The 13,990-nt window shown below is 66.4% G+C and carries 16 protein-coding genes; 13 read left to right on the top strand and 3 right to left on the bottom strand.

Translation table 11 applies throughout. The features are described 5' to 3' along the window. Positions 1-167 precede the first annotated feature (167 nt). The 8 genes from urtE to ureG all read left to right on the top strand — a co-directional run bounded on the left by urtE (position 168) and on the right by ureG (position 5,966). A complete protein-coding gene (gene urtE / locus RSPPHO_RS08350) occupies positions 168-878 on the top strand; it encodes an urea ABC transporter ATP-binding subunit UrtE (protein ID WP_014414828.1) in 711 nt (236 codons plus the stop codon). Positions 879-1,095: 217 nt separating this feature from the next. Continuing rightward, a complete protein-coding gene (locus tag RSPPHO_RS08355; RefSeq protein ID WP_242390612.1) occupies positions 1,096-1,818 on the top strand; it encodes an urease accessory protein UreD in 723 nt (240 codons plus the stop codon). Positions 1,819-1,830: 12 nt separating this feature from the next. Further along, positions 1,831-2,133 (top strand): urease subunit gamma, encoded by a 303-nt coding sequence (locus RSPPHO_RS08360; RefSeq protein ID WP_014414830.1) that lies wholly within the window; start codon positions 1,831-1,833, stop codon positions 2,131-2,133. An 11-nt stretch (positions 2,134-2,144) separates the two neighbouring features. Further along, positions 2,145-2,456, top strand: coding sequence for an urease subunit beta (locus RSPPHO_RS08365; RefSeq protein WP_014414831.1), 312 nt, complete (start codon positions 2,145-2,147; stop codon positions 2,454-2,456). 3 nt (positions 2,457-2,459) lie between these two features. Further along, entirely contained in the window at positions 2,460-4,211 is a 1,752-nt protein-coding gene (gene ureC, locus RSPPHO_RS08370; protein WP_014414832.1) for an urease subunit alpha, read from the top strand. An 18-nt stretch (positions 4,212-4,229) separates the two neighbouring features. After that, positions 4,230-4,697 (top strand): urease accessory protein UreE, encoded by a 468-nt coding sequence (locus RSPPHO_RS08375; protein ID WP_014414833.1) that lies wholly within the window; start codon positions 4,230-4,232, stop codon positions 4,695-4,697. After that, positions 4,690-5,361 (top strand): urease accessory protein UreF, encoded by a 672-nt coding sequence (locus tag RSPPHO_RS08380; RefSeq protein WP_041794773.1) that lies wholly within the window; start codon positions 4,690-4,692, stop codon positions 5,359-5,361. Before RSPPHO_RS08375 ends, RSPPHO_RS08380 begins: the two co-directional genes overlap by 8 nt. Next, the gene (ureG, locus tag RSPPHO_RS08385; protein ID WP_014414835.1) at positions 5,358-5,966 is read left to right on the top strand and encodes an urease accessory protein UreG; all 609 of its coding nucleotides are present in this window, start codon (positions 5,358-5,360) and stop codon (positions 5,964-5,966) included. The genes RSPPHO_RS08380 and ureG overlap by 4 nt, the downstream gene beginning before the upstream one ends. Positions 5,967-6,012: 46 nt before the next feature. Here the strand turns inward: ureG and RSPPHO_RS08390 are convergent, their stop codons facing one another. Together RSPPHO_RS08390 and tyrS are read right to left on the bottom strand one after the other, a co-directional pair. Beyond that, entirely contained in the window at positions 6,013-6,639 is a 627-nt protein-coding gene (locus RSPPHO_RS08390; protein WP_041794774.1) for a LysE family translocator, read from the bottom strand. 268 nt (positions 6,640-6,907) lie between these two features. Continuing rightward, positions 6,908-8,164 carry a tyrosine--tRNA ligase gene (gene tyrS / locus RSPPHO_RS08395; RefSeq protein WP_014414837.1) on the bottom strand — a complete coding sequence of 419 codons (1,257 nt, stop codon included), beginning with the start codon at positions 8,162-8,164 and terminating at the stop codon, positions 6,908-6,910. A gap of 102 nt (positions 8,165-8,266) precedes the next feature. On the opposite strand from tyrS, the gene RSPPHO_RS08400 reads away from it, so the two are divergent. Then, positions 8,267-9,358, top strand: a complete 1,092-nt coding sequence (locus RSPPHO_RS08400; protein ID WP_041794775.1) for an anhydro-N-acetylmuramic acid kinase — start codon at positions 8,267-8,269, stop codon at positions 9,356-9,358. A 48-nt stretch (positions 9,359-9,406) separates the two neighbouring features. On the opposite strand, the gene RSPPHO_RS08405 is transcribed toward RSPPHO_RS08400, so the two are convergent. After that, entirely contained in the window at positions 9,407-10,069 is a 663-nt protein-coding gene (locus RSPPHO_RS08405) for an alpha/beta hydrolase (RefSeq protein ID WP_041794776.1), read from the bottom strand. 303 nt (positions 10,070-10,372) lie between these two features. On the opposite strand from RSPPHO_RS08405, the gene cysE reads away from it, so the two are divergent. The 4 genes from cysE (at position 10,373) to RSPPHO_RS08425 (ending at position 13,887) form a co-directional block, all read left to right on the top strand. Further along, complete coding sequence (cysE, locus tag RSPPHO_RS08410; protein ID WP_081581692.1) at positions 10,373-11,143, top strand: serine O-acetyltransferase; 771 nt, start codon at positions 10,373-10,375, stop codon at positions 11,141-11,143. A 16-nt stretch (positions 11,144-11,159) separates the two neighbouring features. Then, positions 11,160-11,636 carry an Rrf2 family transcriptional regulator gene (locus RSPPHO_RS08415; RefSeq protein ID WP_041794777.1) on the top strand — a complete coding sequence of 159 codons (477 nt, stop codon included), beginning with the start codon at positions 11,160-11,162 and terminating at the stop codon, positions 11,634-11,636. 291 nt (positions 11,637-11,927) lie between these two features. Then, on the top strand, positions 11,928-12,440 hold the full coding sequence (locus RSPPHO_RS08420) for a prolyl-tRNA synthetase associated domain-containing protein (RefSeq protein WP_014414842.1): 513 nt from the start codon (positions 11,928-11,930) through the stop codon (positions 12,438-12,440). 43 nt (positions 12,441-12,483) lie between these two features. Next, complete coding sequence (locus RSPPHO_RS08425; RefSeq protein ID WP_041794778.1) at positions 12,484-13,887, top strand: FAD-linked oxidase C-terminal domain-containing protein; 1,404 nt, start codon at positions 12,484-12,486, stop codon at positions 13,885-13,887. Positions 13,888-13,990: the final 103 nt, after the last annotated feature.

Raw genomic sequence — 13,990 nt, forward strand, 5'->3', positions numbered from 1 at the left:
AACGCGGGGCTGCCGCCCCGGGCCCCGCCTGGGGCGATGCCCCAGACCCCCTTTTTTTCTTTCATGGTCCAAAAATCAAAGGGGGTCCTGGGGCATCGCCCCAGAAAAATCGGGCGCCAGCCCGCCCCCTTCCCAAGCACAGCCAACACCGGAGACCGGCACCCGCCATGCTCGAGATCAAGGACATCACCCTGTTCTACGGCGCGAGCCAAGCCCTGCGCGGCGTCTCGTTGAGCGCGCCTCCCGCTGGCGTCACCTGCGTCTTGGGACGCAACGGGGTCGGCAAGACCAGCCTGATGCGGGCCATCCTCGGCCTTCAGACGGTACGCGATGGCGCGATCGTGTGGGAGGGCGAGGACATCACCCGCCTTTCGCCTTACGAGCGGGCGCGGCGCGGCCTGGGCTTCGTGCCTCAGGGTCGCGAGATCTTCACCCGTCTCAGCGTGCGCGAAAACCTGGAGACCGGCTTTGCTCCCCTGCCCAGGGCCAAGCGCACCATTCCCGAGGAGATCTTCACCCTCTTTCCGGTACTCAAGACCATGCTCGGGCGTCGGGGCGGCGATCTCTCGGGCGGCCAACAGCAACAGTTGGCCATCGCCCGCGCCTTGGTGACCCGCCCGCGCCTCCTGATCCTTGATGAACCAACCGAAGGCATCCAGCCCTCGATCATCAAGGACATCGGTCGAGTCATCCGCCTGCTGGCCGAGGGTCAGCTCACCGAGTGGGGGCCGCTAACGGTGGTGTTGGTCGAGCAATACTTTGACTTCGCTCGGGACCTGGCCGACCATTTCGCGGTGATGGACCGGGGCGAGGTGGTCCTGGCCGGGGCCGCCGCCGCCATGGTGGAGGACCAAGTGCGGCCGTATCTGACCGTTTAGAGGCCGGATAAAAAAGTAAGGCTGGGGAGGCTTGCCTCCCCAGACCCCTCATTCCTTTAGGACAGAGACGCGGGTGTCGTGAAATCAGTTTCCCTCCCACGGAACGAGGGGTCTGGGGAGGCAAGCCTCCCCAGCCTTCTCTTTACCCCGCATGCACGGCCGGGCCGCTCTGGGCTTTGGCCCCCGGGGTCTCACGCATTTAGCGCAGCAAGCGCCCTTGCGGGTTCTCTTTCCCGACCCCCCGACCGGCGAGCCGCCGCTAGCCGCGCTGGTCACGACGTCGGGCGGTCTCACTGGGGGCGATCGCCTGGATCTGCGGGCCACGGTGACGGAGGGCGCCGCCCAGATCGTCGCCAGCGCCGCCGAAAAGATCTACCGCTCGACCGGGGCCGATGTCCGCGTCAGCGTGGACTTGGCGGTGCGCGAAGGCGGCTGGCTGGAGTTTTTGCCCCAGGAAACCATCGTGTTCGACGGGGCCCGCCTGCGCCGCCAGACCGTTCTTGATGTCGAGGCCGGCGCCTCGGCCCTGGCCGGCGAGATCCTGATTTTTGGCCGTACCGCGCGCGGCGAGCGCTTTACCCAAGGCTTGGTGCGCGACGCCTGGGAGGTCCGGCGCGATGGTCGGCTGGTGTGGACCGAGGCCCTGCACGTGGATGACCCGGCGGTGCTCCTCCATCCGGCCGGCTTCAACGGCGCGGTGGCGGCGGCGACCCTGGTGCTGGTGGCCCCCGACCCCGGCGAGGCCCTGGCCTGGGCCCGCGCCAGTCTCGCCGGGTATGGCGGTCGGGCCGGGGCCACCGTGGTCAATTCCTTGTTGGTTGCGCGCTGGCTTGACGACGATGCCGCCCGCCTGCGCGCCAGTTTTGGCCGGCTCTGGGCCGACCTGCGCCACAGGCTCCACGGGCTGGCCGCGTGCCTGCCTCGCCTGTGGGATATCTGACGGAGAGCGGACATGAACCTGAGTCCCAGGGAAAAAGACAAGTTGCTGGTGGCCATGGCGGCCCTGGTCGCCCGGCGGCGGCTGGAGCGCGGCGTCAAGCTCAACTACCCCGAGGCGGTGGCCCTGATCACCGAGGCGGTGGTCGAGGGAGCCCGCGATGGCCGCTCGGTCGCCGATCTCATGCAGGCCGGCGCCGAGGTCCTGACCCGCGATCAGGTCATGGAGGGCATCGCCGAAATGATCCACGACATTCAGGTCGAGGCCACCTTCCCCGACGGCACCAAACTGGTCACCGTCCATCACCCCATCCGCTAGGGCACGCCGCCATGATCCCCGGAGAAATCCTGACCGCCGAGGGACGGCTGGAAATGAACGCCGGCCGTCCCACCCTGACCCTCACCGTCGCCAACACCGGCGACCGGCCCATCCAGGTGGGCAGCCACTACCATTTTGCCGAAACCAACACCGCCCTCTCCTTCGACCGCGCCGCCGCCCGGGGCTACCGGCTCGACATTCCGGCCGGCACGGCGATCCGCTTCGAGCCCGGGCAAAGCCGTAGCGTCACGCTGGTGGCCTACGCAGGAGAGCGCACGGTGTGGGGCTTCAATGCCCTGGTCAACGGTCGGCTGGAGAACTGATCCATGGCGCATTTTCTCGAGCGCAAAGCCTACGCCGCCATGTTCGGCCCCACCACCGGCGACAAGGTGCGCTTGGCCGACACCGATCTGATCATTGAGGTGGAGCGGGACTTCACCACCTACGGCGAGGAAGTGAAGTTCGGCGGCGGCAAGGTGATCCGTGACGGCATGGGCCAGTCGCAACGCTCCCGCGCCGAAGGGGCCCTCGATACGGTCATCACCAATGCCCTAATCCTCGACCACTGGGGCATCGTCAAGGCCGATGTCGGCCTGCGCGATGGCCGTATCGCCGGGATCGGCAAGGCCGGCAACCCCGACATCCAGCCCGACGTGACCCTGGTGATTGGCCCCGGCACCGAGGTGATTGCCGGCGAGGGACGGATTTTGACGGCCGGCGGCATCGACAGCCACATTCACTTCATCTGCCCGCAGCAGATCGAAGAGGCCCTGTCCTCTGGCGTCACCACCTTGCTCGGCGGTGGCACCGGCCCGGCCGAGGGCACCAACGCCACCACCTGCACCCCCGGTCCCTGGCACCTGGGGCGCATGCTGCAAGCCGCCGAGGGCCTGCCGATTAATCTCGGGTTTTTCGGCAAGGGCAACGCCGCCCGGCCCCACGCCCTGGAAGAGATGATCCGGGCCGGCGCTTGTGGCCTCAAGCTGCATGAGGACTGGGGCACCACCCCGGCCGCCATCGACACCTGCTTGGACGTGGCCGAGCGCTTCGACATTCAGGTGGCGATCCACACCGATACCCTGAACGAGTCCGGCTTTTGCGAAGACACCGTGGCCGCCTTCAAGGGCCGCACCATCCACGCCTTCCACACCGAGGGCGCGGGCGGCGGCCATGCCCCCGACATCATCCGTCTGTGCGGCGTCGCCAACGTGTTGCCGTCCTCGACCAACCCGACCCGGCCTTTTACGGTCAACACGCTGGATGAGCATCTGGACATGCTCATGGTCTGCCACCACCTCGATCCGCGCATTCCCGAGGATGTGGCCTTCGCCGAAAGCCGGATCCGCCGCGAGACCATCGCCGCCGAGGACATCCTTCACGACCTCGGCGCCATGAGCATGATGTCCTCCGACAGTCAGGCCATGGGCCGCATCGGCGAAGTGATTTTGCGCACGTGGCAGACCGCCCACAAGATGAAGACCCAGCGCGGCCGCCTGCCCGGTGAAGGCGACAACGACAATGCGCGCGCCAAGCGCTACATCGCCAAGTACACCATTAACCCGGCCGTGACCCATGGCATCGCCCGCCATGTTGGCTCGGTCGAGGTCGGCAAGCTCGCCGATCTGGTGCTGTGGAAGCCGGCCTTTTTCGCGGTCAAGCCCGACATGGTGCTTAAGAGCGGGTCGATCGCCATGGCCGCCATGGGGGATCCCAACGCCTCGATCCCCACGCCTCAGCCTGTCCACTCCCGCCCGATGTTCGGCGCCTTTGGCCGAGCCCGTGAGGCCTCGTGCGTGACCTTTGTCAGTCAGGCTGGGCTGGAGGCCGACCTTGCCACCTCCTTGGGCTTGCGCCGGCCGTTGCTGGCGGTGCAGGGCACCCGGGGTCTGACCAAGGCGGCGATGGTGCACAACGATGCCTGTCCGGTGATCGAGGTCGATCCTGAGACTTATGAGGTGCGTGCCGATGGGGTGTTGTTGACGTGTGAGCCGGCGCGGGAGTTGCCCTTGGCGCAGAGGTATTTTTTGTTTGACGAAAAAGGAAGGCTGGGGAGGCGAGCCTCCCCGGCCTTCCCTTAACGATGAAAGGACCAAACAATGCGCCGGGCTCATCATGTTCATCCAGCCGGCGGATGGCCGCTGGCCGAAGCGACGGCCACCTTGACCCTCCCCTACGCCGAGCGCCACCGCCGCCGCCTGCGGCTCGACGATGACGCGGGCCACGATTTCCTCCTCGACCTGCCCCATGCCGCGCAGTTGCAAGACGGCGACGGTCTCGCCCTCGACGGTGGCGGCTATATCCGGGTAATCGCCGCCGCCGAAGACGTCGCCGAGGTTTACTGTCCCACCCCCGAGATGCTGGCGCGCATCGCTTGGCATATCGGCAATCGCCATATGGCCGTGCAGGTCCTGGAAGGGGGACGGCTACGCTTGCCCTGGGACCACGTGCTGGTCGAGATGCTGGCGGGGCTGGGCGCTCCGGTGAACCGGGTGCAGGCGCCGTTCCAGCCGGAAAGCGGCGCCTATGCCGGGCCGACCCCTTCACACGCCCATGCCCATGACTAACCCGCAGGCTCTCCTGCGGCTGGTCACATGGCTGTCCCCGGCGTTCCCGGTCGGGAGCTTCAGCTACTCCCACGGCATCGAGCAGGCGGTAGAGGCTGGCTTGCTCACCGGGCGGGCCGACACCGAGGCGTGGATTGGCCACATCCTGCGCCACGGGGCCGGCTGGGTCGATGCCGGCTTGTTCTTGGCGGCGCACCGGGCCTGTGTCGGTGGGGCGGATCTGGGGCCGGTCCTCGCCCAGGCTCGCGCCCAGCGGGGCAGCGCCGAGATGGCCCTGGAGGCCTCGGCGCAGGGGCGGGCCTTCGTTGCCACGCTGCGGGCGGTGGACCCGGCCTGTGTCGCCTGGGCTGCCGACCCGGAGGAGGCGCCCTCCCACGCGGTGGCGGTGGGCGCCGCCAGCGCCCAGGCCGGGGTGGATGAGGAAACCGCCTTGATCTTGTTCCTGGCCGCCCTGGGCGCCGCCCTGGTCTCGGCAGCGGTGCGGCTGGTGCCCTTGGGCCAGACCGATGGTCAGCGCATCACAGCGGCCCTCAACGCCCGCATCCCCTCCTGGGCGGCGGCCGCGCGCGCCTTGCCGCCCGAGGACCTGGGCAGCGCCGCCCCCATGGTGGACTGGACCAGCATGACCCATGAAACCCAATACACGAGGTTGTTCCGATCATGACGTCGCCTTTTCGCGTGGGCATCGGCGGGCCGGTGGGCTCGGGCAAGACGGCCCTGATGGACCGGCTGTGCAAAGCCCTGCGCACCGACTACAACATCGCCGCCATTACCAATGACATCTACACCCGCGAGGACGCCGAGTTTCTGACCCGCTCCGGCGCGCTCAGTCCCGACCGCATTGTGGGGGTGGAAACCGGCGGCTGCCCGCATACGGCGATCCGCGAGGACGCCTCGATCAATCTGGCCGCCGTCGCCGACATGTCGGAACGCCACCCCGGCCTCGACTTGATCTTGATTGAATCGGGTGGCGATAACCTGTCAGCGACCTTCAGCCCCGAACTGGCCGACATCACCATCTACGTGATCGACGTGGCGGCCGGCGACAAGATCCCGCGCAAGGGCGGCCCGGGCATCACCCGCTCCGACCTACTGGTCATCAACAAAACCGACCTAGCGCCTTTGGTAGGGGCCAGCCTGGACGTCATGGACCGCGACGCCCGGCGCATGCGCGGCACCCGCCCCTTTGTCTTCACCAACCTCAAAAACGGTGACGGCCTGCCCCCCGTCATCGCCTTCATCCTGCACGCCAGCGGCCTAACCCCCTAAGTGACGAGGGGTCTGGGGAGGCCCCCCTCCCCAGCCTTCCTTTCTATTAAACCCGCCGGGCCAAGGCCAACACCCCTCCCGCCCCAATCAATAACCCCCCCGTCACCCGATTAACCAACCGGGCAGTGCCCGCATTGGCGAGCCGGCTGGCCAGCAMCCCCCCGCCCACCGCGTAGAGCATGATGGAGGCAAACTCCAAAACCATCATCACCAGCACCAAGGCGGTCAACTGCGGCGCCAGGGGACGGCCGGGATCCAGAAACTGGGGAAACAACGCGGTCAAGAACACCAACGCCTTGGGATTGCTAAACGTGACGAACATCCCCCGCACGAACAGCGCCCCCGGCCGGCCATCGTCATGACGATGGCGATCTTGCATCCCCTCGCCCACAGGCGCGCGCCACGCGCTCACCCCAAGCCACACCAGATAGGCCACCCCCAGCCACTTCAACACCTCGAACGCCACAACCGAGGTACTGACCAAGGCACCCAGCCCCAAGGCCGAAACCAACGCCATCAGGCCCAGAGCCAGCGCCAACCCGGCGCCCCCCGCCATGGCCCGACGCGGACCGAACCGCAAGCCAAGACTCATGGCATAAAGCATGTTGGGCCCGGGAATCAGCGAGGTAATGGCACTGGTCAAAGCAAAAAGCAAAAATATTTCCAAAGCCATGGGCAAGACCTCCCGTGCAAAAGGCGGGGGCGCTCGTCTCGGTGATACGGGGCTGCCGCCCCGAGCCCCGCCTGGGGCGATGCCCCAGCCCCCCTTTTTCTTCTGTTCATGCCCCCCTCCTCCCCCCTTTTTGAAAAGCGTGCTTTTCAAAAAGGGGGGAGGAGGGGGGGCAATTAATAAAAGAAAGCGGAGGTCTGGAGGCGTCAGCCTCCAGGCGGGGTCCGGGGCGGCAGCCCCGCGTTACCCGAGACCAGCGCCCCCGCCCCCCTTACGACGCCTCGACCCGCACCAGAGCGTGGCGCTTTTTGCCGGCCGAAACCTTGACGGCGCCCGCGACCAGATCGGCCGGGGTCAGAACCCGGCCGGCGTCGGCGACCGGCTGGTCATTGACGCGCACACCGCCCTCGGCGATCAGGCGCTTGACCTCTTTCCCACTGGAGGCAAGGCCGGTGACGCGCATCATCTCGACCAGGGCCACCCCGGCCTCGAGAGCGGCGGGGCTCACGGTCATGGTCGGCAGATCGCCGCCGGCACCCCCTTCCTCAAAAACCTTGCGGGCGGTCTCGGCGGCGGCCTGGGCCGCGTCCTCGCCGTGGGCCAGGGCGGTGGCATGATGGGCCAGGATCTTTTTGGCCTCGTTGATCTCGCTGCCGCCCAGGGCTTCCAGACGGGCGATCTCGTCGAGGGAGAGTTCGGTAAACAGGCGCAGGAAGCGGCCGACATCGGCGTCCTCGGTGTTGCGCCAGAACTGCCAGTAATCGTAGGGCGACAAACGCTCGGCATTGAGCCAGACCGCGCCCTGGGCGGTCTTGCCCATCTTGGCGCCCGAGGCGGTGGTGATGAGCGGGCTGGTCAGACCATACAACTCGGCTCCGGCCACCCGGCGGCCCAGGTCCACGCCGCTTACAATGTTGCCCCACTGGTCCGAGCCGCCCATCTGCAAGCGCAGACCCAATCGCTTATACAGCTCCGCAAAGTCATAGGCCTGGAGGATCATGTAGTTGAATTCCAGGAAGGACAGGGGCTGTTCGCGGTCAAGACGCAGGCGCACCGATTCCATAGTCAGCATGCGGTTGACCGAGAAATGCCGGCCACAGTCGCGCAGGAAGTCGATGTAGGCCAACTGGTCGAGCCACTCGGCGTTGTTAACCATCAAGGCATCGGTGCCGCTGTCGCCGAAGGTCAGGAAGCGGTCGAACACCTTGCGGATGCCCGCCATGTTGAGCGCAATCTGCTCGTCGGTCAGCAGCGGCCGGGCTTCGTCGCGAAACGAGGGATCCCCGATGCGCGTGGTCCCGCCGCCCATCAACACGATGGGACGGTGCCCGGTCTTTTGCAGCCAGCGCAGCATCATGATCTGCAACAAGCCGCCCACATGGAGGCTGTCGGCGGTGCAATCGAAGCCGATATACGCTGAAACCGACTCCTTCGCCATCAGGGTGTCCAGGGCCTCCAGGTCGGTGCACTGGTGGATGAAGCCGCGCTCGCGCACGACGGCAAGGAAATCGGAAGTCAGGGCGGTCATGACACCATATCCGGTTGGGGGACGAGGAACGCTTGCAAAACAGCGGACCTGCCTAGCACATTAGCGGCCTTGCGACAAACAATGCCTGTGAAGGACGCGGCCATGAGCGACGCGGTATGGGCCCTGGGCCTGATGAGCGGAACCAGCCTGGATGGCATCGACGTGGCGATGATCCTGAGCGATGGCGAGCGCGCCTTGGACATCGGCCCGGCCCTCACCGTGCCCTACGAGCCCGCCTTGCGAGAACGCTTGCGGGACTTGCTGGGCACCCGACCCGGCGAACGCCAAGGCGCCGTGGCCGAGGTCGAGCGCTTGCTGACCGACGCCCACGCCGAGGCAGTCCACCGCTTGCTGGCCCTGACCCGCCCGCGCCCAGCGCTGATCGGCTTTCATGGCCAAACCCTGTTTCATGCCCCGGACCAGGGGATCACGGTTCAGATTGGCGATGGCGCCCGTTTGGCCGCCCTGACCAATACCGCGGTAATCAACGATTTTCGCTCGGCCGACGTGGCGGCGGGGGGGGAAGGCGCGCCGCTGGCCCCGGCGTGGCACGCCGCTCTGGCCTGCGACCTCCCCAGGCCGCTCGCGGTCTTGAACCTAGGCGGCGTCGGGAATGTCACTTGGCTTTCCGACGATCGTTCGGAACCGCCGTTGGCTTTCGACACGGGCCCCGGCAACGCCCTGCTCGATGACTGGATGCGCACCCGCCAGGGCCTGCCCCACGATGACGGGGGCCGGCTGGCGGCGCAAGGCCGGGTGGATCAAGAAGCCCTGGCGGCCTTGCTCCAGCACGCCCATTTCACCCGCCCGCCGCCCAAATCGCTCGATCGCAATGCCTTTTCAGCGCAGGCCGTCGCACGCCTTTGCGATGCGGATGGCGCGGCCACCCTTGCGGCCTTCACGGTGGCGGCCGTGGCGCAGGCCCTCTCCTGGATGCCCAGGCCTCCGGCGCTCTGGCTGGTGTGTGGGGGCGGCCGGCATAACCCGGTGCTGATGGCCGGACTGGCCGAGGCGCTTGGCTGTCCGGTGCGGCCGGTCGAGTCCGAGGGCTGGAACGGCGACGCCCTGGAGGCCCAGGCCTTTGCCTTTTTGGCGGTGCGCGCTCATCGGCGCCTGCCCTTGTCGTGGCCCACGACCACCGGTGTCCCGCACCCGGTCTGCGGCGGCGCCCCTCACGCCCCCCCGATGGCATGAGGGTCTGGGGAGGCCCACCTCCCCAGCTTTTCCCAAGACTTGCCCCCTTTAGTCTCCCGACGACGCCCCCAAGCGCCCCTGGGAGCGCGCCAGATACCCGTCCACTTCCTGGGACAGAACCGGCAGATGCTCGGCGAAAAAGTGGTTGGCACCGGGAATGATGGTGTACTCTACCGAAATATTCTTCTGCTGCGAGAGCTTGTGAGCCAACTTGGCCACTGCGGGCTCTGGGACCAAGGTGTCCTTGTCCCCGTGCACGATCATGCCCGATGACGGGCACGGCGCCAAAAAGGTGAAATCATGGCTGCCAGCCGGAGGCGCCACCGAGATAAAGCCTGAAATCTCGGGGCGGCGCATGAGAAGCTGCATGGCGATCCAGGCGCCAAAGGAAAAGCCGGCCACCCAGCATTCCTGGGAATTGGCGTTGAGGGCCTGCATCCAGTCGAGGGCGCTGGCCGCGTCGGAAAGCTCGCCCTGGCCGTTGTCGAACGTCCCCTGGGAGCGCCCGACCCCCCGGAAATTGAAACGCATGACCGAGAAACCGCGCTTCGCAAACGTGTGATACAAGGTGTACACCACCTTGTTGTTCATGGTGCCGCCTTGCTTGGGGTGGGGATGCAAGATCAAGGCAATGGGGGCATTGGGCTGGGAGGAATGGGTATACCGCCCTTCCAGGCGACCTTCGGGACCGTTGAAAATGATTTCCGGCATCGTGGCGCTTTTTCCGATTCCATTCGTTGAGCGGGCCGGCAAGGGAGAGCCGGACCGCAGGTCCGACTCCCGGAGTGCCGCCGCCCCCGGGGGCGAAACCCGGAGTGGCACACTGGGACTTGGCGGGCCGAAGCCCGACGAAAGGTGGCGGGCCATGGCCCGACAGGGCGTCCGGCTATTCTTGACCGATTTTCTCGGACACACTATAGTCTGACACCAAAGCCGCTCTTCCCGGCATGCCTGCGCCCTGGGGGCGGGGGCAGGCTTCGGGGGGAAGCGGGCGTTACTATCACGAGATGGCCGATGGTTTTCAAGCGATTGAAGGAAGATGTGGACACGATCATGCACCGGGATCCAGCGGCGCATTCCGTTTGGGAGGTGTTGCTGTGTTATCCTGGTCTCCACGCGGTCTTGGTCCACCGCCTGTCCCACCCGCTTTGGGCGCGCGGTTGGCGAACCTTCGCGCGTTTTCTGAGCCATGTGGCCAAGGTCTTCACCGGGGTCGAGATTCACCCAGGCGCCCGCCTGGGCCGACGTCTGTTTATTGACCACGGGACCGGCGTTGTCATCGGCGAAACGGCCGAAATCGGCGATGACGTCACCTTGTATCAAGGCGTGACCCTGGGCGGCACCTCCTTGCTGCCCGGCAAGCGCCACCCTACCGTGGGACATGGCGTGATCATCGGCGCCGGCGCTCATGTTCTTGGCCCGCACACGGTCGGCGATGGAGCGCGCATCGGCGCCAATGCCGTTGTTTTGAGCGACGTGCCGGCCGGGGCGACCATGGTGGGCATCCCCGCCCGTCTGGCCGGGCGCGCCCGGCCGGCGGAACGCGACGCCTTTTGTAGTTACGGTACGCCGGAAGGGATACCGGATCCCGTGGCGGGCACCTTAGCCAGCCTGATGGACGAAGTGCGGCGCCTCAACGCACGCTTGGTGGCCCTGGAAATCCGCGGGCTGCCGGAAAACGAGCGCTTGGGTGCCGAGATTGTTCCGGTTCCGACAAGAAAAACAGAACAAGCCCCCCTCGCCCCGGTCACGGTCCCCCGGGACGTTGCCGGGCGCAAAGGCTAAAGAGGAAACACGCGCGATGAGGCTGAGCACGAAGGGTCGCTACGCGGTCATGGCCATGGCGGATTTGGCCGCCCACTCGGCGGGAAAGCCGGTGGCACTCGCCGACATCGCCGAGCGCCAGGAAATTTCCCTATCCTATTTGGAACAACTCTTTGGTCGCCTGCGCAAAGGCGGTCTGGTCAAGAGCGTGCGGGGTCCCGGCGGTGGCTACTTGCTGTCACGCGACCCCCACGACATGCGCATCTCCGACATTATCCTGGCCGTGGACGAACCCATCCAGACCACCCGCTGCTCCCCGGGCTCGCCCGCCGGCTGCCATAACAACAAGGGCCGCTGCCTCACCCATGATCTTTGGGAAGAACTGGCCAACCAGATTTATCTGTACCTGAGCAGCGTCTCCCTAGAGGACGTGACCCAACGTCGAGTTTTGGGCACCAGCGGCCTGATCGCCGATTTGCCCTTGGTAGCGGCGGCGCCCACGACGGTGCAATGAGACGGCAAAACTGGGGAGACGAGCCTCCCCAGACCCTCTTTTCCTGGGGGAGACGGGCTCTTAGTCGGGTGCGTTGCGAATCCTCAATGAGATCAAGCCCAAGAGGCTTGTACAACCGATCTCGGCCATGGAAACCTGCCCCGCGTGGGAGGTTTCGTCGCTTGGCTTGATCACGCCTGTGCCATTATTTCGCCTTACCCCGGACATTCAATACGATGTCCGGGGTCTTTTTTTGTTGGGAGATCGGCCGGGCGACCCTCTTTTGACTGATAAAACCGGAGCTTTCGACGCATGGCGCCCGTCCTGCCCGACGCCCTGTTGGCCCGTTTGGCCGAGCTGGGGCTGGCCGCGACCACCACGACCCACGAGGCCGTGTTTACCGTCGCCGCCAGCGAGTCCCTTTATGCCCGCATTCCCGGCGTGCATTGCAAAAACCTCTTCCTCAAGGATGCCAAGGGAAAGGTCTGGCTGGTGTCGTGCCCCCACGACCGGGCGGTGGACCTCAAAACCCTGCCCCGGCGCATCGGCTCGGGCCGCTTGTCCTTTGGCCGGGCCGAGTTGCTCGACCAACTGCTGGGGGTCATTCCGGGTTCGGTCACTCCGTTCGGCGTGATCAACGACACCACCAATGCGGTCACAGTGGTGCTCGACGCCTGGATGGTGGCCCAGCCCCAGGTGAATTTTCACCCCTTGATCAACACGGCCACCACCACCGTGGCGGGGGCCGATCTGGTAACCTTCTTGCGGGCCTGCGACCACGACCCGCTGATCGTTGATCTGGAAAGCCCCCTGCCCGACGCCTAACCCCCGATCGCGCGTTTCGCTCTCTTTCCTGAAGGTGGTGCCCATGTCTGTTGCCTCCCCCGGACTCCCCGCCGATCTCCTGCCTGCCGACCTCCTGAGCGAGTTGAGCGCCCTGCTGGGCGAGCGCCTCTCCCTCAACGAGGCGGTGCGCGACCAGCATGGACGCGACGAGAGCTATCACGCCCCCGCGCCCCCCGACGCGGTCGCCTTCGTCCGCTCCACCGAGGAGGTGGTGGCGGTGGTGCGGGCCTGCGCGACACGGCGCGTGCCGATCATTCCCTTTGGCGCCGGGACCTCTCTCGAAGGCCACGTGGCGGCGTTGCGCGGCGGCGTGTGCCTGGACCTCTCGGGCATGAACGCCATCTTGGCCGTGCGCGCCGAGGACATGGATGCGACGGTGCAAGCCGGGGTCACGCGCAAGCAGCTCAACAACGACCTGCGGGCCACCGGCCTGTTTTTCCCCATCGACCCCGGCGCCGACGCCACCTTGGGCGGCATGGCCTCGACCCGAGCCTCGGGCACCAATGCGGTGCGCTACGGCACTATGCGCGAGGCGGTGGTAGCCCTGACCGTGGTCACCCCCCAAGGCGAAGTGATTCGCACCGGCAGCCGGGCCCGCAAGTCCGCGGCCGGCTATGATCTGACCCGGCTTTATGTCGGCTCGGAAGGGACCCTGGGCATCATCACCGAGGTCACGGTGCGCCTGCACGGCATCCCGGAAAAGGTGATGTCAGCGGTCTGCCCCTTCCCCACGGTGGCCGACGCGGTCAACACGGTGATCGAGACCATCCAGGCCGGGGTGCCGATCGCCCGAGTCGAGTTCCTGAATGCCCGACAGATGGAGGCGGTCAACCGCTATTCCAAGCTCGACCACGCCGTGACCCCCACCTTGTTCTTCGAGTTCCACGGCTCTCCCGCCCATGTGGACGAGCAAGTCGAGATGGTCAAGGCCTGCGCCGAAGGCCATGGTGGCCTCGACTTCCAGTGGACAGCAACCCCCGAGGAACGCGATCGCCTGTGGGCGGCCCGCCACACGGCCTACTACGCAGCCCTGGCCCTGCGCCCGGGCGCCAAGGGCTTCAGCTCCGACGTGTGCGTGCCCATCTCCCGCCTCGCCGACTGCCTGGTCGAAACCCAGGCCGACCTCGACCAAAGCCCGGTGCTGACCACGGTGGTCGGCCACGTGGGCGACGGCAACTTTCATGTGCTGTTCGTGGTCGATCCCGACAATCCCGACGAGATGGCCGAGGCCAAGCGCCTCAACAGCCGCATTGTGGCGCGCGCCCTGGCCATGGAGGGAACCTGTACCGGCGAGCACGGTATTGGACATGGCAAAATGTCCTCCTTGGAAGACGAGCACGGCGAGGCCCTGGCGGTGATGCGCCGCCTCAAGCAGGCCCTGGATCCCGATGACGTGCTCAACCCGGGCAAGATCGTGCGCCTTTAAGGCCGGCTCCTTGCTGCAAAGCTGGGGAGGCTGCCTCCCCAGTCTCCTCCTTTCCTGAGTCGCCTCTTGCTTCTTGCCCGATCCGCCCTTTACCCTTTGCGTC

The sequence above is a fragment of the Pararhodospirillum photometricum DSM 122 genome, assembly GCF_000284415.1.
Lineage (GTDB): Bacteria > Pseudomonadota > Alphaproteobacteria > Rhodospirillales > Rhodospirillaceae > Pararhodospirillum > Pararhodospirillum photometricum.